Here is a 22677-nt window from a genome sequence, read left to right as displayed (position 1 = left end):
CGGGAGAGGTGGGGGTTGCGCTCACCCGCAGCACGTTGCCGCGAGGACGTGCCCGATCAGCTTCGACCCCCGGCACCGTCGGCCCTCACAGCCTTCGGTCAGGATCCTTGTCTCAAGGTCCGACGCCGGCCGGATCCGCCCGACCGATGGGATTTTCCGGATCCTCTTAGGTCGGCTCTAACCCTCTCCACAAATGGGCGGCCCGCAGGGCGCGCCGGGCCGGCGCCTTAACCGCCGGGCAGGTGTGGAGTCCTAGCCTCCGGGGCAGTTCCGCGCCGTCCCCGGAGTCGTTTCCGTGCTCGCCCCCTCCGTCCCCTTGATCGAGGCCGCACAGGCCTACCGTATCCTGCATGTCTTCAGGGCGCCGGTGGGCGGGCTGTTCCGGCACGTGGTCGACCTCACCCGGCTGCAGGCCGCAGCCGGGCACCAAGTCGGCATCGTTTGCGACGCGTCGACCGGCGGCGAGCGGGCCGAGGCGGCCCTCTCCGCGCTGGCGCCCCATCTCGCTCTCGGGGTGACGCGGGTGCCGATGCGCCGCAACCCTCACCCCTCCGACGCCGCTGCCCTCCTCGCCGTGGCGAGGCGGGCGAGGTCCGTCGCCGCAGACGTGCTGCACGGCCACGGCGCCAAGGGCGGCGCCTACGCCCGGCTCTGCCACGTTCCCGGCGGCGCGCCCACCATCCGCGCCTACACGCCCCACGGCGGCAGCTACAATTACCGGCCGGGCACCGCGATGCACCGGCTCTACATGGCGGCCGAGGGCCTGCTCGCCCGGCGCACGGACGTATTCCTGTTCGAGAGCGAGTACGTGGCGCGCCGCCACAGCGCCTATGTCGGTTCCGAGGCGGCCCTCGCGCGGATCGTCCACAACGGCATCGGCGCAACCGAGTTCGAGCCGGTGGAGCCGGCAGCGGACCCCTTCGACCTCGTCTACGTGGGCGAATTGCGCGACGCCAAGGGCCTGCCGGTGCTGTTGCAGGCGCTGGCACAGCTGCGCGCCGAGGGGCGCCGCCTGCGGCTCCTGATGGTCGGCTCGGGGCCCGACGCCGAGAGCCTCGCGGGCCAGGTCCGCGACCTCGGGCTGACCGAGTCGGTGGCCTTCGAGCCCGCCCAGCCCATCCGCCCCGTGCTGGCCCGCGGCCGCATCATGGTCGTGCCCTCCTTCGCCGAGTCCCTGCCCTACGTGGTGCTGGAGGCGGCCGCCGCCGCCCAGCCGCTCGTGGCGACCGATGTCGGCGGCATCCCGGAGATCTTCGGCGCCGCCGCGTCCGATCTGGTGCCGCCCCGCGACGCGTCCGCGCTCAAGGCGGCGATCGCCCGGGTGCTCGACGAGGAGCCGGAGAGTCGCCGCGCCCGCTTCGCGGCGCTCAGCGCCTCGGTGCGGCTGCGCTTCTCGATGGAGCGGATGGGCGCCGACGTGCTCTCGGGCTACGCGGCCGCCTTCCGGGCACGCCGCCGGGAGGGCGCACTGGCGGAAGCCTCCGGAACCGCGGCTCCGGTGCAGGTCCGCACCGGGCTTTAAGCCTTTCGAGAGGCAAGCCTGCAACCCTGCGGCGGGAACCTGGCGGTGGCCGGTGCGGGGCCGCGAGAGGTCGCGGCCGGGGGCTGAGAGTCCGATGAGTGCTTTCGACGTTCGCGATCTCCTGAAAGTCGCAGGCCAGCGCGAAGCCGCCGTCGCCGCGACGGGCGAGGCATCGGCGCGCGTGCCGCCCGCGGAGGCCGGCGCGAAGCTGCCCGGTCCGGCGATCTCGCCGTTGGTGCTGGCTGGCCTCGTCCGCGGCGCCGAGTTCGTGCTGATCGCCGGTTTCGGCCTCGTGCTGCATCAGACGATGCTGCGTGGCCTCGTCCCGCTCGGACTTCCCTACGCCGCGGCGATCCTGGCGGTGTCGGGCCTCGCCCTCGCCCTGTTCCAGGCGGCCGGCACCTACCGGATGGCGGCGTTCCGGGCCTTCTTCCCGGCGGCCCTCAAGCTCACCGCGGGCTGGTCCCTCGCCTTCCTCCTGGTCGCCGCCGGCATGGTGCTGGCCAAGGTCGCCGACCACTATTCCCGGCTCTGGCTCGGAACCTACTTCGCGGGCGGGCTGATGCTCGTCCTCGGCGGCCGCTTCCTGCTCGCGCAGGTGGTGGGCGCCCAGGTGCGCAAGGGCCGGTTCGACCGCCGCACCGCCATCGTCGGCGGCGGCCCGGTGGCCGAGGAGCTGATCCGCGCACTCGAGGCGCAGGGCGACACGGGCATCCGCATCGTCGGCGTGTTCGACGACCGCAACGACGACCGTTCCACCGACGTGGTCGCGGGCTACCCGAAGCTCGGCACGGTCAGCGATCTCGTCGCCTACGCCCGCCAGGCCCGGCTCGACCTCATCGTCTTCACCCTGCCGATCTCGGCGGAGGGGCGCATCCTCCAGATGCTGGCCAAGCTCTGGGTGCTGCCGATCGACATCCGGCTGTCGGCCCACGCCACCAAGCTGCGGCTGCGGCCCCGCGCCTACTCCTACATCGGCTCGGTGCCGGTGCTCGACGTGTTCGACAAGCCGATCGCGGACTGGGACGTGGTGGTGAAGGCGGCGTTCGACCGGAGCGTCGGCCTCGCCCTGCTCGTGCTGCTCTCACCCGTGATGCTCGCCGTGGCGCTCGCGGTGCGGCTGACCTCGCCGGGCCCGATCCTGTTCCGGCAGAAGCGGCACGGCTTCAACAACGAGCTGATCGAGGTCTTCAAGTTCCGCTCGATGTACGTCGACCAGTGCGACCACGAGGCGGCCCGGCAGGTGACCCGGGGCGACCCGCGGGTGACGCCGGTCGGCCGCTTCATCCGGAAGTCGAGCCTCGACGAGCTGCCGCAACTCCTGAACGTGATCCGCGGCGACCTCTCGCTGGTCGGGCCCCGTCCGCACGCCCTTCAGGCGAAGGCGGCCAACACCCTCTACGACCAGGTCGTCGACGGCTACTTCGCCCGCCACCGGGTCAAGCCCGGCATCACCGGCTGGGCGCAGGTGAACGGCTGGCGCGGCGAGACCGACACCAGCGAGAAGTTGCAGCGGCGCGTCGAGCACGACCTCTACTACATTGAGAACTGGTCGGTGCTGCTCGACCTCCAGATCCTGATCACGACACCCTTCGCGCTGTTCAGGACCCAGAACGCCTATTGATCGTGAGCGCCGACCATCGCGTTTCCCGGCAAACGGGGGATGATGGTCGGCGCTCACGGCGCGGGCACCCTCAGGGCAGGGCGCCGGCCTTCTCCTTGGCCTTCATGATGGTGTTGCGGCAGCCTTCCGCGTTGCCCGCCTTCTCCTCGGCCTTGGCCTTCTGCACGAGGTCCCGGGCTTCCTGAACGCCGGAGGCCGAGGGCTTGACGCTCGGATCGCTCGGCTTGCCGCCGGGCGGCTGGGCGAGCGCCTTGTCGGAATGCGAGGAGGTCGGCCCGCCCGGCGGCTCCTTGCCGGTGACCTTCTCCGCGCCCGCGCTGTCGAGGCGGCGCTCCAGCGTCGAGATCTCCTCGGCGCAGGAGGTGGCCAGCGCCGGGCCGGCGGCCAGGGTCGCGAGGGCGGTGGAGGCCGCGAGGGCAGCCGGAATCAGGGCGGATATCCGCATCAGACGCTTCTCCCGAATGTGGAACGGGCCGCCGGGGGTTCGGCGGCCCGTCGTCAGAGTGGGGGGAGAAGCGATGGCCGGGAGAACGGTTCCTCCCGCCAAGGTTGTGTGCCGGTTCGCGCCGTGCGGCGTCCCGGCGCAGGCCGGGCCGCCGCGGCTCGGCTCACCAGGTGTAGCGCAGGCCGCCGTAGACCGAGAGCGGCTGCACCAGCGTGGTGGTGCGGGGATCGTTCAGGACGAAGCGGTTGGCGAAGTTGGCCTCGCGCTCCAGGAACGTGCCGAAATTGGCGTAGCGGTTGTTGAACAGGTTGGTGATCAGCAGGAAGACCTGCGTGTTGTCGGTGAGCTGGACGCTCGAGTTCAGGTTCACCGTGTAGTAGGCGGGCAGCTTCGGGTTGATGTTCGACTCGTCGCCGCGGAAGTAGGACGACGAGTAGGCCGCGAGGTTCGCGCCGAACCGCCAGATCGGCGTGATCATGTAGTCGAAGCCGATCTTGAACTGGTGCTCGGGGACGAGCGGCAGCTTGTTGCCGGGCCGGATGTCGATCGAGCCGTCCGGGTTGGCGAGCGGGTTGTTCGGCGAGGACAGCGTGCCGGTGAACTGGAAGGTCGCGTCGATCAGCGCGTAGTTCGCGTAGACGCTCAGCCCGGGCATCGCGTACTCGGCCTGCACCTCGACGCCCTGGCGCTGGGTGGCGGGCACGTTCACGAAGTAGCCGCGGGCGGCGTTGCCCGGCACGGCGAGCTGCAGGATGTCGTTCGACAGGTCGGTGCGGAAGTAGCCGAGCTTGTAATTGAAGACGCCGTCCTCGTAGAAGTTCGGCACGGTGCCGCGGAAGCCGGCCTCGTAGGTGCGGGCCACCACCTGCTCCAGCGGCGGGTCGGCGACCAGCGAGTTCGGCAGCAGGCAGGGGCGCTGCGGGTTGGCGCAGGCGAGCTCCAGCGGGGTCGGGGCGCGGTTCGATTCCGAGTAGCCGCCGTAGAGGTTCAGCCACGGGAAGAACCGGTACGTCAGGCCCGCCACCGGGTTGATCCGGCTGAAGTAGTGGGTGCCGTTGACGTCGGGCGAGAAGCCCGTGAGATCGGTGGTCGAGATGCGGGCGAAGTTGAGCCGGGCGCCCGCCGTGATCGAGAGGGCGTCGGTCACGTCGAACGTGTCGAGGGCGTAGAGGCCCATGTAGAGGTTCGAGCCGGTGACCGAGCTCGGCGCGATGCCGAGCGCCGCCGCGGTGCGCAGCTGCGTCGTGCCCACGCCCGGCACGAAGCCGTAGGTCGGGTTGTTCGGGTTCGTGGTGACGCTGAGATCCGGGTTGATGATGCCCAGCGTGCTCTGCGACTTGAAGCCGTAATCCGCGACGTCGATGCTGCCGCCGACGATGAAGGTGTTCGAGTGGTCGAAGATCCGGTCGCGGTTCGTCGCCTGGAGCGTTCCGCCGTAGCCGAGGGCCTCCGTGCGCACCGTGTCGAGGGTGCCGTAGGGCACGCCCGGCGTGAAGGGGATACGCGGCGTGTTCCGGCCCTGCATGAGGAACTGGTTGCGGAAGGCGAGCTGCGACTGGCCCGGCGCGGGGAAGAAGCCGTCATCCTCGAAGCAGAGCGAGCCGCGGAAGGAGGATTGGCGGCTGCAATTCTCGAACTCGGCGTCGTTACCGTCGATCACGAACTGGCTGAAGCGGCGGACGTAGGCGTTGCCGGCGAGGTCCCAGGTCGGCGAGATGTTGACCTTGCCGTTGACCTGGATCTGGCCCATCTCGGTCGCGATCGACTGCGGGTAGGTGAAGATCGCCCGCTCGTCGAGGCGGGTGAAGTCCACGGGCGCGGCGGCGGCGGCGCCGAAGAAGGTCTTGGCGCCGGACGCGATGACGTGGAACTCGGCGTCCGGGGTGCGGTAGCCGAGGTCGGCGTAGACGCGGCCGATCTCGCTCGGCGACTCGAAGCGCCAGCCGCGGTCGCGCAGGCCCTCGCCCGCGAAGTAGAAGCTCCACGGGCCGATCTGCTCGCCGTACTGGAGCGAGCCGGCGATGCGGCCGTCCGAGCCGCCGAAGACCGTCACCTCCTTGCCCTGCCAGGTGAAGCCGTTCTTCATCTCGATGTTGACCGCGCCGCCCAGCGCGTTGAGGCCGAAGATCGGGTTGCCGGTGACGATGTCGATGCGGTTGATGGCGACGGTGGGGATCAGGTCCCAGTTCACCACGTCGCCGAACGCCTCGTTGATGCGCACGCCGTTCTGGTAGACGGCGAGTCCCTGCGGCGCGCCCTGCAGCGGGGAGGCGTCGAAGCCGCGATAGGTCAGCGTCTGGCGGAAGCTGTTGCCCTGGCCGTCGGACAGGTTCACGCCGGCGGCGCGTCGGGCCAGCGTGAAGGTGGGATCGAGGGTGGCGCGGTCCTGCGCGATGTCGGCGGCGGTCACGGTCTCGACCGTGAAGGGCACCTTCGACAGCGGCAGGCGCCCGACGCCCGCGGCGCCGGCCGCGCCCCCCGCACTGCCGATGCCGCCCACCGGCGACGTCGCCACCACGTCGAGCTCCGGCAGCGTGACCGCCTGAGTGCCGCCCTGCTGGGCCTGCGCCAGGCACGGCAGCATGGCCACCGACGCGATCAGGCTGCCGCGAAGCGCCCGCATACCCATTCCCCAACCCCTTGAATCGAGCCCCGGCTCCTTGTGGCGGAGCTTATGGTCCCTTCATGCTGGGGATCGTGCGCGGGAACAATCGGAGCGGCCCCGCTTTCCGGGCGAAATCGGCGCCCGAGGGGCGCGGGCGCCGCGATCGCGGCGGCCCGTGGCGACCGTGCAACAGATTTCTTCTACAATTTCAAGATGTTAGGGTACTTCCGGCAAACAAATCCGGGATAAAGTGGCAATCGGTCTCCGGGGCGGAGCCGGGCCGCGCGCGCTGCCCCACGCAGGAAGGGCAGCGCTGATACAACCTTCGGTAGTTTTCTGCGGGATGGCGGGCCGGCTCAGAGGCGGGCCTGGATCTTGCGGGCGATCTCGCCGAGGCGCTGCTCGAGGAGGGTCGGCACCTCGCAGACATAGGCGAGCGACTGGCTGCGCTCCTGGAAGATGCGCCGGTCCCAGTTGAACTTCGTCTCGACCTCGGATTGGTCCTTGGGGATGTCGCGGGCGTCCTGGGCGCTCGGGGCGTCCTTGGTCTGGCTGATCTGGTCGGCCTCGGCGCGGATGCGCTCGGCCATCCGGCGCTGGCCCTGCGCGTAGCGCGCGATGCCGCTCATCACCCGCGAGCGCTCGTTGTTGATGACCTCGAACACGCCCGCGAAGACGTGGGTCAGGTGCTTGGCCTTGTCGGGGTCCTTGGTCTCGTCGAGCTTGGCCACGTAGGCGTCGAGGAGCCCGTCCACGTCCTTCAGCTCGGTGCGGCGCGAGGCGATCTTCTGGGCGAGGGCCGCGGCCTCGAAATCGTCGCCCCAGGGGCCGGCCGCCTCGATGTCCGGCCCGGTCCAGACGGTGCCGGGGCTGAGGGTCGGCACCTTCCGCTGCACGCAAGGCCAGTCGGGGTCGGTCCGCGGCTGCGCGGCGGCGGGCCCGGCGAGGAGGCTCAAGCCCGCGAGCGCGATCAGGGCGAGGCGGGTGGTGCGGTCGGTCATGGCTCGAATCCGTCGGATCATGCGGTCTCTCCGGCCGGGCCCCCGCGCCGGGCCATGATGCCGCGGCCGGGGTCGTAGGCGATCACCGCGAGGGTGAAGAAGGCGATCGTGGTGCCCGCCACCACGGCGAAGGCAACGGGCTCGAACTGCCCGTAGAGGGCGAAGCGCACGAGCTGCACGGCGTGTGTGAACGGGTTGCACTGGCAGATCCAGTAGAGCGTCTCGGACGATTCGCGGATCCGCCAGAGCGGGTAGAGCGCCGAGGAGGCGAAGAACATCGGGAAGATCACGAAGTTCATCACGCTGGCGAAGTTCTCGAGCTGGCGCACCATCGAGGAGAGCAGCAGCCCGATCGCGCCGAGCATCAGCCCCGCTGCCACGAAGGCGGGCAGCGCCGCGACGTAGCCGACCGGCGGGATGTCGGTCTCCCAGAAATACGCGATGGCGAGGAACGCGTAGGCCTGCACCACCGAGACGGTGACGCCCGCGATCAGCTTGGCGAGGAGCAGCGTCCAGCGCGGGTAGGGGCTCGTCAGCAGCACCTTCATGGAGCCGACCTCGCGGTCGTAGACCATGGAGAGGGAGGATTGCATGCCGTTGAAGAGCTGGATCATCACGGCGAGGCCGGGCACCACGTAGACCTCGTAGAGCACGTAGGTCTGGTAGGGCGGCTCGATCGAGACGCCGAGCGTGTTGCGGAAGCCCGCCGCGAAGATGAACAGCCAGACGAGCGGGCGCACCAGAGCCGAGAAGAACCGCTCCTTCTGGTTGAAGAAGCGCAGCAGCTCCCGGCGGACGATGCCGCCGAGGCAGATCAGGTAGCCGGCCGCGTCGAGGCGGCCCCGATGGGGCACGGCGGCCGGGCGGGCCGGCGGGGCGAGGGTCTGCGGCTGCGTGCTCATGCGGCCTGCCGGCCTCCGTCCTTCGGCTCGGCGACGAGGCGGCGGAAGGCGCTCTCCAGGCTCTCGCCCTCGGAGCCGATGCTGCCGGCCTGCCCGCGCGCGACGATGCGGCCGCGGTGGAGCACCACGGCGTCGTCGCCGGCCTCGATCTCCTCGAAGATGTGGGTGGCCCAGAGCACGGAGAGCCCCTCCTCCCGCACCAGCGCCCGCACGATCGCCACGATGTCGGCGCGCGACTCGAGGTCGAGGCCGACCGTCGGCTCGTCGAGGAGCAGCAGGCTCGGCCCGTGCACCAGCGAGCGGGCGATCTCGATGCGCCGCGACTGGCCGCCCGAGAGCGTGCGCACCTTGTCGTCGCGCCGGTCCGCGAGGCCGACCCGGTCGAGGAGCTGGGCGATCCGCTCCCGCGCGGCCCGGCGGCCGATGCCGTGCAGGCTCGCGTGGTAGTGGAGGTTCTGCGCCACCGTCAGGTCGGTGTCGAGGGTGCGGGCCTGGAAGACGACGCCGAGGCGGGCGAGCGCCCGCGAGGGCTCCCGGTCGAGCCCGTGGCCGAAGATCGAGACCCTGCCGTCCTGGTTGGCGTAGAGGCGGGTGATCACCGAGAAGAGCGTCGTCTTGCCGGCGCCGTTCGGGCCGAGCAGGGCCATGAAGCGGCCCCGCTCGACCCGGATCGAGACGTCCGACAGGGCGGCCCGCGCGCCGAAGCGGTGGCTCACATGCGCGACGTCGAGGGCCGCCGCGGCGGGGCCGGTGGTCATTTCGGGAGCGCCCGCTTGGCGTCGGAGACGGCCTCGACGCACTCGTCGAACTCGCCCTCCCCCTGCTCGCGCTCGGCGACGCGCAGGGCCTTCTTCGCCTTGGCCGCGGCGGCCTCGGGCGGGTTCGCCGCGAGCGCGGCCTTGATCGACGCGATGCCCTCGGCACAGGCGGCCTTGTCGTCGGCGAGGGCGGGCGCGGCGGCCAGAGGGCCGGTGACGAGGCCGGCGACGAGGCCGGCCAGGGCGGAGAGCGTGGGACGCATGGGAGGCTCCTACTTCACCGAGATCGTGCCGGTCATGCCCTTCGACTCCAGGCCGCGGGCCTCCCACTTGTAGGTGCCCGGCTTGATGGCCACGAACTCGATGGCGATCTCGCCCGGATCGTCGAACTCCAGGTGGTCCGGCGGGCCGCCGCCGTGGATCTCCAGGTGGTTGATGACGATCTGGTTGAGCCAGATGTAGCGGAAGAACTCGGGCGCGTAGAACTTGTACTCCTGGCGCCCCTTGGCGACGATCCGCAGCCGGTAGGCCCGGCCGGCCTCCATCTCGATGTCCTTGTTCTCGACAACGAAGTCGTTGCCCTCCTCGTTGCCGAGCACGAGGTCGGGCAGGTTCTCGCGCTTCTTGGTGAGGTCGAGCGCGTGGGCGGGGGCCGCCACGGCGAGACCCGCGAAGCCGAGGGCCGCGAGCCGGAAAATGCGCCTCATCGTGTCCGTTCCTCCCCTGCCGCCCCTGCGGGCGGTCCTGTCCTGATGATCCGTGCCGGTGCGGCGCGCTGAGCCTGCGGCGCCTGGAGCCCGCGGCCTCACTGCGGCGAGACCGCGACGCCCCAGGGCAGCAGCCCCACCGGGATGCTCTTGACGACCTTGCCGGCCTCGACGTCGATCACCGAGACGTCGTTCGAGGTGCCGTTCGTCGAGAACAGGAGCTTCTGGTCCGGCGTGAAGGCGAGCTGCCAGACCCGCTGGCCGACCGGCAGGTACTTCTCGACCTCGTAGGTCCTGGCGTCGATCACGGCCACGCGGTTGGCGGGCCCGAGCGCCACGAACGCCTTGGCGCCGTCCCTGGTGATGCGGATGCCGACCGGCTGGATCGCCTCGTCGTTCACGCCCGGGATCTTGAAGGTGATCTTCTTGATCACGCGGCGGGTCGCCACGTCGATCACGCTGATCGTGCCGCCGACCTCGGCCGAGACCCAGAGGAACTTCCCGTCCGTGGTGAACTCGGCGAAGCGGGGGCGCGCGTCGACCAGCACGTTGTCGATCACCTGGAAGGTCTTGGTGTCGATGAAGTGGGCCATGTTGGTGGTCTCGGAGGTGTTGACGAGCACCTTCCCGTCCGGGCTCAGGCCCATCCCCTCCGGCTCGACCCCGACCGGGACCTCGGCCAGGATCCTGTTCTTCTCGATGTCGATGATCGTGACCTGGCTGTCGTCCTCGTTGGCGACGTAGAGGGGGTTGCCCTCGGGCGCGAGGATGAACTGCTCCGGGTCGGGGCCCGAGCGCAGGGAGCGCACCACCTTGCCGGTCGCGGTGTCGAGCACGTCGATGCGGTCGTCGTCGCTGGCGCAGACGAACAGCTCCTTGCCGTCCTTGCTCGTGGTCACGCCGCGGGGCCGGCGCCCGACCTTCCAGGTCGCCGTGACGGCGAGCGTCGTCGAGTCGATGACGCTGACCGTGTTGCCCTTCTCGTTCGTGACGTAGACCGTGTAGGCGTGCGCCGAACCCGAGGCCGCGAGCAGGGCGGCCGCCAGGGCCGCGCCGCTCAATCCCGCCCTGAAGCAGCGGCTCATATGGTGTCCTCCCTGGCGCCCGCCGTCTTCGGCATGGGCTGTTGGCCGCGGATAGTAGTGCGTTTGCCGCAGGTTGCGAGGCTCGGGCGCGGCCTCGGGCCGATCACGATTGCCGCAGGCGGGCCCCGTCCCCAGCTACCGGAACTTGCAGGCGGTCTCGGGCTGGTCGAGGCCGAGCGTGTCGAGCACCGTGCGCTGGTGCTGGTAGCCCTGCTCGGGCGCGACCGACACCACCGCCTTCGGCTGCACGATGATGAGGGGCTGGCGCAACTGGTGGTCCCAGGGGCGGAAGCTCAGGGAGACGCCCTTGTAGGCCGGCAGGCTGAAGGCCGGGTCGACCAGGAAGGCGGCGATGGAGGCGGGGTCGTTGGTCTTGCGCGCCGTCACCGCGTCGCCGACCGCCCGCACCGCCGCCCAGGCCTGATAGTCGAGGGGGCGCATCAGGCGCCCGGCGAGCCGCCGGAAGCGGTTCTGCGCCTGCGCGGCGCCCCAGGTCTCCAGGGTCGGGTGCCAGGTCGTGGCGATCAGCCCCTGCGTGCCGCCGACCGGCCGCGGGTCGACCGTCTTGTAGGGCACGTAGTCGCCCCAGTCGTTCGCCTCGTCGGCGACGATGGCCATGTCGTAGTCGATGCCGCGGGTGAAGACCATCGCCTCGGCCCGGGTCGGCGTGTCGCCCCGCGCCCGGGCGAGCGGCCCGAAGGTCCAGGGCTTCTCGGCCTGGATCTTGAGGGCGAACTTGCGGGCGGAGTTCTTCCAGGCCTCGGCGTAGAGCCGGTCGGCCTCGTTCGGGCCGACGATCAGGAAGAGCTTGCGCCAGCGCATGAAGGTGAGGAACTGGGCGAGCGCGTCCGTCAGCATCGCGCGGCTCGGCACGATGTGGAACACGTTGCCCCGGCACTCCGCCCCGCGCAGGGCGTCGTCGGGGGCGGCCGCGTTGAAGACCACGGCGCCGTCCGCCCTCACCGCGTCGGATACCGCCAGGACCTCGGCGGCGGGCAGCGCCAGGACGAGGTACTTCACGCCCTTGGCCACGAGGCCCTTGGCGGCCTCGACCGCGCTCGGGCCGCCCTCGGCCAGCGCCACCTCGTCGAGGGCGTAGGTCTGCTTGGTGAAGCGGCCGGTGGTGTTGTTGTCTTGGATGCCCATCCGGGCGCCGGCCACGCCCTCGTCCTCGGGCACGGCCTCGGCGTCGTAGGAGGCGGGCACGGCTTGCGGCCGGTAGAGGACGCCGATCCGCGTCTCGAGGGCCTGCGGCTGCGCCGGCGGGGCGGCCGGCTCCTGCGCGCGGGCCGGCCCCGGCGGGACGGGGCCCGCGAGGCCGAGGGCGAGGGCGGCGAGGAGGGTGCGTGTGGGCAGGCGCATGCGGGCGGCACGCTAGCAACATTGCCCCCGCGCCCACAACGGCGGAAACATAAGGGAACCCTAAGGGCCGGAATCCTAGGGCTGAGGAAATCCTCCGCGCCCGCCCCATGCCTCACGAGCGCGCCCCCCGCGCCCCTGCGGCGAGGCGCCCGTTGCCAAATCCGCCTCCCGCCCGAGGTGTAGGGCCGGGCGCGGCCGGTCGCGGCAGCCGGCGCGCCCCTGCCGAAGCACGGGCCGCCCGCATGAGACAGACCCGCATGTCCCGACGCGCCCGCACCCTCCTGAGCGCCCCCGTCCTGGCCGCCCTGGTCCTGCCCCTCGCCGCCGCGCAGGCCGCGGCAGCCCCCGAGAAGGCCGCGGCAGCCCCAGAGAAGGCCGCGGCAGCCCCCGAGAAGGCCGCGGCGGCGCCCGAGAAGGCCGCGATCTTCACCATCGAGCTCCTCGACCCCGGCGTCGTCGGCGGCCGCAAGCCGCGCCCCGACGAGACCCGCAAGCTCGCCCTCGTGACGGAGGAGCTGCGCAAGGCGCTCCAGGCGAACGGCGCGGTCGAGCCCGTGGACGTCGCCCCGCAATCGGCCGAGATCGCCAAGCAGGCGCCCCTCTACAAATGCGAGGGCTGCGCGGCCGGCATCGCCAAGACGCTGGGTGCGGACCTCGCCGTGACCGGCTATGTGGAGAAGGGATCGAACCAGATCTTCAACCTGAACGTCGTCATCAGCGACGCGGCCACCGGCAAGGTCGTGCGCGGCGGGCAGGTGGTGATCCGGGCCGATACCGATGATACCTGGGCCCACGCCATGCGCTGGGTCGTCAAGAACCGGCTCCTCGCCGAGCCGCTACCGAACCGGTCCTGAAGGTCAGTCTGAGCGAGCATCCGTTGCGTCCCGTGCCGAAGCCCGTCCCGCTCGCATCCTCCGCCGCCGCCCCGCGCCTGCTCGTCAGCGTCCGCGACGCGGCCGAGGCCGCGCTGGCGGCGCAGGCGGGGGCCGACCTCGTGGACGCCAAGGACCCGGATCGCGGCGCCCTCGGCGCCCTCCCCCCGGAGGCGGTGCGCGCCATCCTCGCGGCGGTCGCGGGGCGCGCCGCCACGAGCGCGGTGGCGGGCGAGCCGGCGGACGCGGCCGATCTCGCCCGGCGCGTCGCCGGCCTCGCGGCGACGGGGGCCGATTTCCTGAAGGTCTCCGTGCCGCCCGGCCTGCGGGCCGGGCCCGAGGCGCTCGCCGCCGCGGCAAGTGCCGCGCCGGGGCGCCTCATCGCCGTGCTCTTCGCCGAGGACGGGATCGGGCCCGAGGATCCCGCGCGCCTCGCCGCCGCGGGCTTCGTCGGCGCGATGATCGACACCGCCGTCAAGGATGGGGGCCGCCTCGGCGACCGGCTCGCGGCCCCCGCGCTCGCCGCCTTCTGCGCGGGCTGCCGGGCGCAGGGCCTCCTGACGGGGCTCGCCGGCTCCCTGCGGATCGAGGACATCGCCGCCCTCGCGGCCGCGCGGCCGGACTATCTCGGCTTCCGCGGCGGCCTCTGCCGCGGCGGCGAGCGCCGGGCCGGCCTCGACCCCGCCCGCCTCGCCGCCGCGGTCGCGGCCCTGCGGGCGTCCGGACGGCGGGACGCCGCGTGAGCGCCCCCGGCCTCCGCGTGGTGAAGCTCGGCGGCAGCCTGCTCGGCGACCGGGAGCGCCTGCGCGCCACCCTCGCCGCCCTCGCCGCGGGCGCCGAGGGGCCCTGCATCGTCGTGCCGGGCGGCGGCCCCTTCGCCGACGCGGTGCGCCGGGCTCAAGGAGCCCTCGCCTTCGACGACGCCCTCGCCCACCGCCTCGCCCTCGACGCGATGGGGCGGATGGCGGAGGTCCTCTCCGCGCTCGAGCCCGCCGCGGCGATCGTCCGGGAGCCGGCCGAGGCGGCACGCCGCGCCGCCGCCGGCGCCCTCCCCGTCTGGGACCCGGCCGGGCTCAGGGCCGGCCGCCCGGACATCCCCGAATCCTGGTCCGTGACCTCGGACAGCCTGGCGCTCTGGCTCGCGGCCGAGGTCGGCGCCGCCGCCTGCATCCTCGTGAAGGCCGCCCCCTGCCCGCCCGGAGCGGGCCCGGCGGAGCTCGCGCGGCTCGGCCTCGTGGACGCCGCCTTCCCGGACTTCGCCGCGCGCTACGGCGGCCGCATCGAGCTGCGCGGCGCGGAGCGCGTCCGGGAGGCCGCGTGAGCGCGCCCGAGCACCTCGTCTTCGTCACCGGCAAGCTCGCCCGGGCGCGGCTCGAGAAGGTCGCGGCCGGCCTGCCGGCCGACCGCTTCGCCTGGACCATCGCCGATGCCGGCGTGAAGGTCGCCGCGCTGATGACCGAGGAGATCATCCGCCGCCGGGTGCGGATCCCGGAGGGCGCGACCCGGATCGTGCTGCCCGGCCGCTGCCGCGCGAACCCGGAGGCGCTCGCCGCGCATTTCGGCGTGCCCGTGGAGCGCGGGCCCGACGAGATCGTGGACCTGCCGGCCCATCTCGGGCTCGCCGGCCGCACGGTCGACCTGTCGCGGCACGACCTGCGCATCTTCTCCGAGATCGTCGACGCCTCGAAGATGAGCCCCGGGGAGATCCTGGCCAAGGGCCTCGACCTCGCGGCCCGCGGCGCCGACGTGATCGACCTCGGCGGCCTGCCCGACACCGCCTTCCCGCACCTGGAGGAGAGCGTGCGCCTCCTGAAGGGCGCGGGGCTGAGGGTGAGCGTCGATTCCTTCTCCCTCGACGAACTGACCCGCGGGGCGAGGGCCGGAGCCGACTACCTCCTCAGCCTCAACGAGGAGACGCTCGACCTCGCCTTCGAGACGGACGCGGTGCCCGTCCTCGTGCCGATGCGGCCTGACGACGTGCCCTCCCTCGACCGGGCGATCGAGCGGATGCGGCGCGCCGGCCGCCCCTTCCTGGCCGACCCGATCCTGGAGCCGATCCATTTCGGCTTCACGGACTCGGTCGCCCGCTACCGCGACCTGCGCGCCCGCCATCCCGACATCGAGATGATGATGGGCACCGGCAACCTGACGGAGCTGACCGAGGCCGACAGCCTCGGCGTGACGGCGCTCCTCCTCGGCATCTGCTCGGAGCTCGACATCCGCAGCGTGCTGATCGTGCAGGTCTCGAACCACACCCGCCGCACCGTGGAGGAGCACGACGCCGCACGGCGCGTGATGTACGCGGCCAAGGCCGACGCGGCGCTGCCCAAGGGCTACGGCCGGGCACTTCTGGCACTTCACGACAAGCGGCCCTTCGTGCAGACACCCGACGAGATCGCGGCGCTGGCCGCCGAGGTGCGCGACCCGAACTACCGGATCGCGGTCGCCGAGGACGGCATCCACGTCTACAACCGCGACATCCACAAGGTCGGCACCGACGCGATGGCCTTCTTCCCGGACCTCAACGTGGCGAGCGACGGCGCCCACGCCTTCTACCTCGGGGCCGAGCTCGCCAAGGCCGAGACGGCCTGGCGGCTCGGCAAGCGCTACGTGCAGGACGAGCCCCTGCGCTGGGGCGCGGCCGCCGACGAGGAGGCCGAGGACGCGACGGCCTTCAAGAAGGCCGGCCACACCAAGCATTCCGGGCCCGGCGGCCCGCCGCCCGGCACCCGCGACGCCGCCAGGATCTCCCCCGAGGCCGGGGCCGGGCCGCCGGAGACGGTGGGCCCGGAACAGGCCCGGACCGAGAGCGCGGGCCTCGCGGAGGCGCCCGCCGAGGGGCAGGCGCGGATCGTCTGCGGCAAGCTCGTGCCGGCCGGAAGCGCCTGAGCCATGCCGCTGATCCTCGAGACCATCGTGACGACGCTCTCGCCTGCGGGCGAGATGCACCTCGTGCCCTTCGGCCTGATCCAGGACGGCGAGGACCTCGTCCTCGCCCCCTTCCGGCCCTCCCCGACCATCCTGAACCTCGAGGCGAACCCCGTCTTCGCGGCCTCGGCGCCGCGGGACGTGCGCGTCATCGCGGGCTGCGTCACCGGGCGGCGCGACTGGCCGGTCGAGCCCTGCGCCCGGATCCGCGGGATGCGGCTGTCCGACAGCTTCGCCCACGCGGAGTTCGCGGTGGCCTCGGTGGAGGACGACGCCACGCGCCCGCGCTTCCGCGGGCGCATGGTCCACCAGGAGAGCCACGCGCCCTTCCTCGGCTACAACCGGGCGCAGAGCGCGGTCCTGGAGGCTGCGATCCTCTCGACGCGGCTGCACATGCTGGAGCCGGAGAAGATCCTCTCCGAGATGCGCTATCTGGCGATCGCCGTATCCAAGACAGCCGGGCCCCGCGAGCGCGAGGCCTGGGACTGGATCGAGGACAAGGTCTCGGCCGCCCTCGGCACGGACCGAATCCTCGCAAACCCCGACGCCGCGTGAGGCAAGCGGCGCGTGAAGGAGACAGGAACCCCATGAAGATGCTGGCCCTTGCGACGGCGGCCGCGCTCGCCGTCGTCTCGTTCTCCGCCGAGGCCCACGGGCCGACCCGCCGGAAGATCTCCGAATCCGTCGAGATCAACGCGCCCGCCGACAAGGTCTGGGCCGTGGTCGGCAACTTCCAGGACATGAGCTGGCTGCCGCCGGTCGAGAAGACCGAGGGCAAGGGCGGCAACGAGCCGAAGGCCACCCGCACCCTGACGCTGAAGGGCGGCGCCACGGTGGTGGAGGAGCTCTCCAAGTACTCCGCCGACAAGAAGAGCTACTCGTACCGGATCGACAAGGTCGACGTGAAGACCCTGCCGGTGAACGACTACTCCTCCACCATCGAGGTCGAGGGCGACGGGGCCAAGTCGAAGGTCACCTGGAAGGGCGCCTTCTACCGCGGCTACATGAACAACGATCCGCCGCCCGAGCTGAACGACGAGAACTCCGAGAAGGCGGTCCGCGGCCTCTACCGCACCGGCCTCGACGCCCTGAAGGCCAAGGTCGAGAAGGGCTCGTAGCCGGCGTGGGCACCCCGCTCCAGGCGGGGGGCCGGCTCCGCGCCGGCCTCCTCTCCTTGCCCGTCGCCCTCGCGATCCTCATCGCCCCGCCGCCCTGCGGCGCGGGCGAGGCGGTGGTGACGGTGCAGGGCGCCAACGCCGTCGAGATCGTGGATCTCGACGCCGGCACGGTCGCGGCGCGCATCCCGGTGCCGGGCTCGACCGCGGGCGTCGCCCTCTCGCCCGACCGGAAGACCGCCTACGTCACGCAGCCCGACGGGCCGGGCCTCGCCCTGATCGACCTCGACGCCCGCCGCCTCGCCGCCACCGTCCCGCTGCCGGGGGGGCCGCTCGGCATCGCCTGCAACCCGGTCAGCGGCGCCGTCTACGTGGCCGACTGGTACGGCCGGCGGCTCTTCGTGCTGCTGCCGAGGGACGGGACGCTGGTGCCGGACGGGGAGATCGCGGTCGGCGCCTCGCCCTCCGGGATCGCGGTGACGCCGGACGGCGCCACCCTCCTCGTGGCGAACCGGGAGGCCAACACGGTCTCGGTGGTCGACGCGGGCAGCCGGCGCGAGACGCGGGTCATCCCGGTCGGCACGCACCCGTTCGGCATCACCCTCGACCCGAGGGCGGAGCGGGCCTACACGGCGAACGTGCTCTCGGACGACGTCTCGGTGATCGACGTCGCGGCCGGCCGCGAGATCGGCCGGGTGAAGACGGGCGAGCGCCCCTACGTGGTGGCCCTGGCCGGCGGGCGCGGCTTCGTCACCGACCAGTACACGGCGAGCGTGACGGTGTTCGACCTCGCGAGCCTCGCGCGCGAGACCGCGATCGACGTCGGCGACCACCCCGAGGGGATGGCCGCGAGCCGCGACGGGAGCCGGCTCTACGTGGCGAACTGGGGCGAGAACACGCTGAGCGTGATCGACGCGGCCACGCTCGCCGTCACGAAGGAGATCGCGGTGGGCGACGGGCCCCGCGCCTTCGGGGATTTCTTGCGGTAGGGCGCCTCAGGCCGCGTCCTGCGGCCCGCCCGGCGCCCCTTCCGCCGGCGAGTTCAGGATGTCCTCCAACTCGTCCACCAGCATGTCGATCTGCTCCTGCGTGGCGAGGACCTTCAGGGTCTCGCCGCCGGCCGTGGCGATGGCGAGCTCGATCTCCTCGCCGGTGCGTGTCGCCAGGATGCGGGCCAGTCTCTGGGTCGGGCGCATGCAGGTCTCCGTGGTGGGGTGAGGGAAACGCTCAGGCGGCCGGAAAGTCCGCGGCGCCGAGAAGGGCCACCGCCACGGCGGGGCCGCAGGTCGAGGCCCAGCCCGGCTCCCCCGCGATGCGCTCCGCCACGAGGTCGGTGAAGGTCAGGCACGGCCGCCCGAGGCGCGCGGCCAGCCGCGCGACGAGGAAGGCGCCCGCCCCGCAGGCGACGAGCGGTGCATCGGAGCCGAGGCCGGGGCGCGACAGGACCGTGGCGGCCGCATCGTGCAGGAGGCGCAGCTGCGCCTCCGCGAAATGCCCGGCGAGCGCCCGCCACTCGGCGGCGCTGCCCTCGCCCCGGTCGCGCCCGATGGTGCGGGCGAGGCGGGTCTCGCTCTCGGGCAGCGACTTGCCCTTCATGTCGGGGCTGTGCTGCTGGTCGGCGCCCTCGGGCAGGTCGCCGGTGAGGCGGTAGACGTCGGCGGTGTTGGCGAAGGTCTCGGCCATCAGGCGGGTGCGGCGCCCGCGCCAGGGCGCCTCGGGGCTCAGCGCCACGAGGTGGCTGCGGACCACGCCCGTGTAGACGAGCTCCCCCGTCTCCAGGCGCTCGGCGTCGCTGTAGCCCGCGGCCTCCGGGCGGCCGCCGACGACCGGGATCAGGTCGGCGGTGGTCGAGCCGATATCGACGAGGAGCGCCTGCCCGAGATGGCGCCCGACGAGCGCGGCGGTGGCGTGCCAGTTGGCCGAGGCGACGTCCGCCGCCCGGCCGCCCGCCTCGGCCGGCGCGACGAAGCCCGCGCGGCCGGCGTAGATCGCGACCCGCCCGGCCAGGTTCGCCGCGGCCCAGGACGAGAGCCGGGCGACGCCGTCCGTCCGGTCCTCGAAGCAATCCGTCAGCTCGCCCGTCATCGTGACCGCGTGGCGGGCGCTGCCGCGGGCCCAGTCGGGCAGCTCCGCGAGGCTCCTGTCGAGGGCGGGCAGTCCGCGCCAGAGCGGGCACGGCGCCTGCACGACGGCGCGCACGAGGCCCCCGGCGACGAGCGCCGCCTTGACATGGACCCCGCCGAGATCCCAGCCGACGGTGGGTTCTGGCTCTGGCGCGGCGTCTCGGGTCAAGGGGGCGGTTCCCGGCAAGAGGAGGGACAGATGGGCACGCCGTTCGCGGTCATCCCGGTCATCGACCTGCGCCACGGCCGCGTGGTGCGGGCGCGCAAGGGCGAGCGGCACTCCTATGCCCCGATCGAGACGCCCTTGGCAAAGGGGTCGGAGCCGGGCGCGGTCGCTTCCGCGCTGATCCGCGCCGCGGGCGCGCGCACCCTCTACGTGGCGGACCTCGACGCCATCGTCGACGGGACGCCCCCCGACCTCGCCGCGGTCGAGGCGGTGGCGCGCGCCTGCCCCGGCGTCGCGCTGTGGCTCGACGCGGGCTTCGCGCGGGGCCCCGACGTCGAGGCGTTCCTGGCCGCGGGCCTCGGCCGGCCGGTCCTCGGCAGCGAGAGCCAGGAGGACGCGGCGCTGGTTCGGGCCTGGCGCGACCGCGCGATCCTCTCCCTCGACAGCCGGGGCGCGGAGCGGCTCGGGCCGGCGGAGATCCACGAGCGGCCGGACCTCTGGCCCGACGACGTGATCGTGATGACGCTCGCGCGGGTCGGGGCGGGGCTCGGGCCGGATCTTTCGGCGCTCGCGGCGGTCCGCGCGCGCGCGCCGGGGGCGCGGCTCTACGCGGCGGGCGGCGTGCGCGGGCCGGAGGATCTCGCGGCGCTCCGGCAGGCGGGCGCGGCCGGCGCCCTGGTGGCCTCGGCGATCCACGACGGGCGGATCGGGGCGCGGGCATGAAAAAAGGTGGGACGGCGTGTGCCGTCCCACCTGAGGGGCCTAGCGGCCGAGGAAGATGGAAGCCAGTCGCTGGAGCAGGCCCCGCGGTGCGGGCGGAGGCTCGCTCTGCCCAGGACTGTCCCCGATCTACGCGTTGGCGGCGAAGGGGTGCGAGGCCGAGTTGCGCTGCTCGGTGACGGTCGAAGCCTTCGGCTCGCCGTTCACGGCGCGCTGGATCGACAGCTTGGTGGCCTCGTAGTTGTACTTCTGGATCTTGGCGTCGTCGGCCGCTTCCCAGTGGATGAACACGCCGACCAGGATGTAGAGGTCGTCGGCCTCGTCGGCCGGGATGATGCCCTCGGCGACGCAATCCTGCACGGCCTTGGCGACGCCGTGCTGGGCGGGGCCGAACATCTGGACGGCCTGGCGGGCGTCGTTGATGGTGACCTTGTTGAACATCAGCGTGTTCGGCTTGCACGGCAGGTTCGGCGCGATGACCGCGAGCAGGCTGGTGAAGCCGTGCTTGTTGTTCACGAGGCCGTTGCAGAAGGCCGTCTCGGCCGGCGAGCCGCGCGGTCCGATGATGAGATCGATGTGGGCGACCTCGTTGCCGTCGCCGACGAGAGCCTCGCCGACCTGCACCTTGTTGATCTTTGCCATTCGGGGTCTCTCCCTGCTAATCGAAAAGACACGGCCGCCCCAGGATCAGGCACGGCCGACGGCCATCCTTGTTTGCGACGTTCGGCAGGGGGCCGAACCGGTTAGCCCGGATAGCGGCGCGGACCCTACAGCGGGGCCCTGCCCGTAACAACCCTGCTCAAAGCCCTGGATTCGGTAATTTCTCGCGCGGCTCCCGGGTTGACGGACCGGCCTCGGGACCCCGCGCCGGCCAAGGCCCGGCGAGCCCGGCGCCCGCCGCCGTCAGCGCGTCGTGGAACAGGGTGGCGACGGTGAGGTCGGCGCTCGTGCCGGGGTTGAGCCCGGCCTCCTTCATGGCCCGGTCGTGGGCGAGCAGCGCCTCCGCCGCCGCCTCCCCGAGGGCGAGGCCGGCCAGCGCGGCCTCGGCCTCCGCGCGGGCGGCCTCGGCCCGCGCCGGCCCGTGCTTGCGGGCGATGTGGCTGTCGGGCAGCCGCGTCAGGTAGGCGAGGTGCACGGCGGTGGTGGTCCAGGGCGGCGCGAGGCCGGCGGCCCGGGCTTCAGCGAGGGCGGGCAGGCCGATCGCCCTGAGGTCCGCGTAGTCGGTCACGTAGGCGCGGGCGATGGCGTCGCGGTCGGCGGCCTCCGCCATCGCCTCGCCGAGCGGCGGGGCGGGCCCCGTCGCGGTCACGTCGTGGCGCGGCGCCGCGCCGAGCCCGCCCGGATTGGCGCGCCGGATCGCGGCGAAGACGCCTTCCGCGTCCTCCCGGTCGAGCCCCGCCAGCACCGCCCGGAGCGGAAGGCCGCGCTCGGCCGCGACCGCGAGCGGCGCGCAGAGCAGCAGGATGCCGAGGTTGGTGTTCTGCCCGACCGCCCGCATCGTCGCGTCCATGGCGGCCGCGACCCGGGCGCCGACGCCGGCGCCGCCCGCGGCGAGGTGGGGCGCCGAGACCTCGGCGCTCGTCACGAAATCGGCCACCGCCATCCGGTGGCCGGCCGCGAAGGCGTGGACGTTGCCGGGCTTGATCGCGTCGAGCTCGGCGAGGCAGGCCGCCCGGTAGAGCGAGGCGATCGGGCCGGGCGCGAGGCCGGCCACGCTCAGGCCTGCGCCGCGACGAGGGCGGGGCGGAGCGGCGGCCGGGCCGCCCGCACCGCGTTGAGGAAGCCGCGGGCGACGGCGCCCGCGATGTCCACCTCTGTCACCCGCTGCAGACCGGACCAGGCCGGCATGCTGTTGACCTCCAATACGAGGTAGCCGCCCTGCCCGTCCTCCACGAGGTCGACGCCGGTGTAGTCGACGCCGACCGCCGCGGCCGCCGCCTCCGCGAGCTCGGCGGCGCGGGCCGGCATCGCCCAGGGGAACGGGCGCCCGCCCCGGTGGACGTTGGTGATCCAGCCGTCGCCCTCGCGGATCATGCCGGCGATCGCCCGGCCCTCGCAGACGAAGACCCGGTAATCGCGCCAGAGTCCGTCCGCGCGGGGGATGTAGCGCTGCAGGTAGTAGACGCGGGCGACCGCCTCCTCGGGCGGCAGGTCCTCGGGCCGCTCGACGAGCTGCAGGCCCTCCCCCTGCGAGCCGAACAGGGGCTTGAGCACGAGCGGGCGGCCGGGGCCGGCCTCGCGGGCGACGATCTCCGCGGCGGCCCCGCGGCTCGAGACCACGAACGTGTCCGGGGTCGGCAGGCCGGCGCGGGCGACGAGGAGCGAGGTCGCCGCCTTGTCGACGGAGCGCTCGATGGCGACCGGGCTGTTCCAGACGGTGACGCCCGCGCCGACGAGGGCGTGCAGCACGCCGAGCCGCATCGTGGTGGCCTCGAAGGTGCCGCCCGCGATGGTGCGCAGCAGGACCCCGTCCGGCAGCCCGTCCGCGAAGCCCGGCACGCGCAGCGGCTCGCCGCCGCCCGTCACCACCGCCACGTCGGCGAGGGAGAACAGCACCGGCTCGTGCCCGAGCGCGGCGAGCGCCGCCCGCAGGCGGCCCTTGTGCCAGTTGCCGTTGTCCGCCGCGAGGCCGATGCGCATGGGGAGGTCCGAGGTTGGGGAGGTCCGAGGTCGGGGGCGATTGAACGGGCGCCAGGGCGGCCTGGAGGTCCGCGGGTCCCCTCTCCCGTTCGGGAGAGGGAC

At 72.9% G+C, this 22677-nt stretch carries 24 protein-coding genes; 10 read left to right on the top strand and 14 right to left on the bottom strand.

Annotated features, from left to right (window positions below; translation table 11 throughout):
• Positions 1 to 295 precede the first annotated feature (295 nt).
• Positions 296 to 1522, top strand: coding sequence for a glycosyltransferase family 4 protein (locus tag MOX02_RS14340; RefSeq protein WP_147026475.1), 1227 nt, complete (start codon positions 296 to 298; stop codon positions 1520 to 1522).
• Between the two features lie 94 nt (positions 1523 to 1616).
• The gene (locus MOX02_RS14335; protein ID WP_147026474.1) at positions 1617 to 3146 is read left to right on the top strand and encodes an undecaprenyl-phosphate glucose phosphotransferase; all 1530 of its coding nucleotides are present in this window, start codon (positions 1617 to 1619) and stop codon (positions 3144 to 3146) included.
• 70 nt (positions 3147 to 3216) lie between these two features.
• Here the strand turns inward: MOX02_RS14335 and MOX02_RS14330 are convergent, their stop codons facing one another.
• The 9 genes from MOX02_RS14330 to pedA1 all read right to left on the bottom strand — a co-directional run bounded on the left by MOX02_RS14330 (position 3217) and on the right by pedA1 (position 12011).
• Positions 3217 to 3591: a hypothetical protein gene (locus tag MOX02_RS14330; protein WP_147026473.1), complete on the bottom strand. Its 375-nt coding sequence runs from the start codon at positions 3589 to 3591 to the stop codon at positions 3217 to 3219.
• A 163-nt stretch (positions 3592 to 3754) separates the two neighbouring features.
• On the bottom strand, positions 3755 to 6220 hold the full coding sequence (locus MOX02_RS14325; RefSeq protein WP_147026472.1) for a TonB-dependent receptor: 2466 nt from the start codon (positions 6218 to 6220) through the stop codon (positions 3755 to 3757).
• Between the two features lie 332 nt (positions 6221 to 6552).
• A complete protein-coding gene (locus tag MOX02_RS14320; RefSeq protein ID WP_147026471.1) occupies positions 6553 to 7197 on the bottom strand; it encodes a hypothetical protein in 645 nt (214 codons plus the stop codon).
• A 17-nt stretch (positions 7198 to 7214) separates the two neighbouring features.
• Positions 7215 to 8099, bottom strand: coding sequence for a lanthanide ABC transporter permease protein PedC (pedC, locus tag MOX02_RS14315; RefSeq protein ID WP_147026470.1), 885 nt, complete (start codon positions 8097 to 8099; stop codon positions 7215 to 7217).
• The gene (pedB, locus tag MOX02_RS14310) at positions 8096 to 8857 is read right to left on the bottom strand and encodes a lanthanide ABC transporter ATP-binding protein PedB/LutE (RefSeq protein WP_147026469.1); all 762 of its coding nucleotides are present in this window, start codon (positions 8855 to 8857) and stop codon (positions 8096 to 8098) included. Before pedB ends, pedC begins: the two co-directional genes overlap by 4 nt.
• A complete protein-coding gene (locus MOX02_RS14305; protein ID WP_147026468.1) occupies positions 8854 to 9120 on the bottom strand; it encodes a hypothetical protein in 267 nt (88 codons plus the stop codon). Before MOX02_RS14305 ends, pedB begins: the two co-directional genes overlap by 4 nt.
• 9 nt (positions 9121 to 9129) lie before the next feature.
• A complete protein-coding gene (locus tag MOX02_RS14300) occupies positions 9130 to 9564 on the bottom strand; it encodes a cupredoxin domain-containing protein (protein ID WP_147026467.1) in 435 nt (144 codons plus the stop codon).
• A 98-nt stretch (positions 9565 to 9662) separates the two neighbouring features.
• Complete coding sequence (locus MOX02_RS14295) at positions 9663 to 10649, bottom strand: YVTN family beta-propeller repeat protein (RefSeq protein ID WP_147026466.1); 987 nt, start codon at positions 10647 to 10649, stop codon at positions 9663 to 9665.
• Between the two features lie 135 nt (positions 10650 to 10784).
• On the bottom strand, positions 10785 to 12011 hold the full coding sequence (pedA1, locus tag MOX02_RS14290) for a lanthanide ABC transporter ABC transporter substrate-binding protein PedA1 (RefSeq protein WP_147026465.1): 1227 nt from the start codon (positions 12009 to 12011) through the stop codon (positions 10785 to 10787).
• Positions 12012 to 12268: 257 nt separating this feature from the next.
• Between pedA1 and MOX02_RS14285 the strand changes: the two genes are divergently transcribed.
• Genes MOX02_RS14285 through MOX02_RS14255 form a run of 7 tightly spaced genes read left to right on the top strand, consistent with a single transcriptional unit; the run spans position 12269 to position 17915 of the window.
• On the top strand, positions 12269 to 12865 hold the full coding sequence (locus MOX02_RS14285; RefSeq protein WP_147026464.1) for a DUF3280 domain-containing protein: 597 nt from the start codon (positions 12269 to 12271) through the stop codon (positions 12863 to 12865).
• A gap of 32 nt (positions 12866 to 12897) precedes the next feature.
• Entirely contained in the window at positions 12898 to 13626 is a 729-nt protein-coding gene (locus MOX02_RS14280; protein WP_147026463.1) for a (5-formylfuran-3-yl)methyl phosphate synthase, read from the top strand.
• Positions 13623 to 14204 (top strand): amino acid kinase family protein, encoded by a 582-nt coding sequence (locus tag MOX02_RS14275; protein ID WP_147026462.1) that lies wholly within the window; start codon positions 13623 to 13625, stop codon positions 14202 to 14204. Before MOX02_RS14280 ends, MOX02_RS14275 begins: the two co-directional genes overlap by 4 nt.
• Positions 14201 to 15772, top strand: a complete 1572-nt coding sequence (locus MOX02_RS14270; RefSeq protein ID WP_147026461.1) for a DUF6513 domain-containing protein — start codon at positions 14201 to 14203, stop codon at positions 15770 to 15772. Before MOX02_RS14275 ends, MOX02_RS14270 begins: the two co-directional genes overlap by 4 nt.
• A gap of 3 nt (positions 15773 to 15775) precedes the next feature.
• Positions 15776 to 16366 (top strand): DUF447 domain-containing protein, encoded by a 591-nt coding sequence (locus tag MOX02_RS14265; protein WP_147026460.1) that lies wholly within the window; start codon positions 15776 to 15778, stop codon positions 16364 to 16366.
• Between the two features lie 32 nt (positions 16367 to 16398).
• The gene (locus MOX02_RS14260; protein ID WP_147026459.1) at positions 16399 to 16929 is read left to right on the top strand and encodes an SRPBCC family protein; all 531 of its coding nucleotides are present in this window, start codon (positions 16399 to 16401) and stop codon (positions 16927 to 16929) included.
• Between the two features lie 5 nt (positions 16930 to 16934).
• Positions 16935 to 17915 (top strand): YncE family protein, encoded by a 981-nt coding sequence (locus MOX02_RS14255; protein WP_147026458.1) that lies wholly within the window; start codon positions 16935 to 16937, stop codon positions 17913 to 17915.
• Positions 17916 to 17921: 6 nt separating this feature from the next.
• Here MOX02_RS14255 and MOX02_RS14250 read toward each other — a convergent pair whose 3' ends face one another.
• Both MOX02_RS14250 and MOX02_RS14245 read right to left on the bottom strand, forming a co-directional pair.
• On the bottom strand, positions 17922 to 18122 hold the full coding sequence (locus MOX02_RS14250) for a hypothetical protein (protein WP_147026457.1): 201 nt from the start codon (positions 18120 to 18122) through the stop codon (positions 17922 to 17924).
• A gap of 31 nt (positions 18123 to 18153) precedes the next feature.
• The gene (locus MOX02_RS14245; RefSeq protein ID WP_147026456.1) at positions 18154 to 19218 is read right to left on the bottom strand and encodes a hydantoinase/oxoprolinase family protein; all 1065 of its coding nucleotides are present in this window, start codon (positions 19216 to 19218) and stop codon (positions 18154 to 18156) included.
• 30 nt (positions 19219 to 19248) lie between these two features.
• Between MOX02_RS14245 and MOX02_RS14240 the strand changes: the two genes are divergently transcribed.
• Entirely contained in the window at positions 19249 to 19938 is a 690-nt protein-coding gene (locus MOX02_RS14240) for a HisA/HisF-related TIM barrel protein (RefSeq protein WP_147026455.1), read from the top strand.
• Between the two features lie 126 nt (positions 19939 to 20064).
• Here the strand turns inward: MOX02_RS14240 and fae are convergent, their stop codons facing one another.
• The 3 genes from fae to MOX02_RS14225 form a co-directional block, all read right to left on the bottom strand.
• Positions 20065 to 20577: a 5,6,7,8-tetrahydromethanopterin hydro-lyase gene (fae, locus tag MOX02_RS14235; protein ID WP_147026454.1), complete on the bottom strand. Its 513-nt coding sequence runs from the start codon at positions 20575 to 20577 to the stop codon at positions 20065 to 20067.
• A 157-nt stretch (positions 20578 to 20734) separates the two neighbouring features.
• Positions 20735 to 21649, bottom strand: a complete 915-nt coding sequence (locus MOX02_RS14230; RefSeq protein WP_147026453.1) for a triphosphoribosyl-dephospho-CoA synthase — start codon at positions 21647 to 21649, stop codon at positions 20735 to 20737.
• 2 nt (positions 21650 to 21651) lie between these two features.
• A complete protein-coding gene (locus MOX02_RS14225; RefSeq protein WP_147026452.1) occupies positions 21652 to 22575 on the bottom strand; it encodes an ATP-grasp domain-containing protein in 924 nt (307 codons plus the stop codon).
• Between the last annotated feature and the right edge of the window lie 102 nt (positions 22576 to 22677).

Origin of the sequence: Methylobacterium oxalidis (assembly GCF_007992195.1) — a bacterium.
Classification (GTDB): Bacteria; Pseudomonadota; Alphaproteobacteria; order Rhizobiales; family Beijerinckiaceae; genus Methylobacterium; species Methylobacterium oxalidis.
This window is presented reverse-complemented; position numbering and strand designations above follow the sequence as displayed.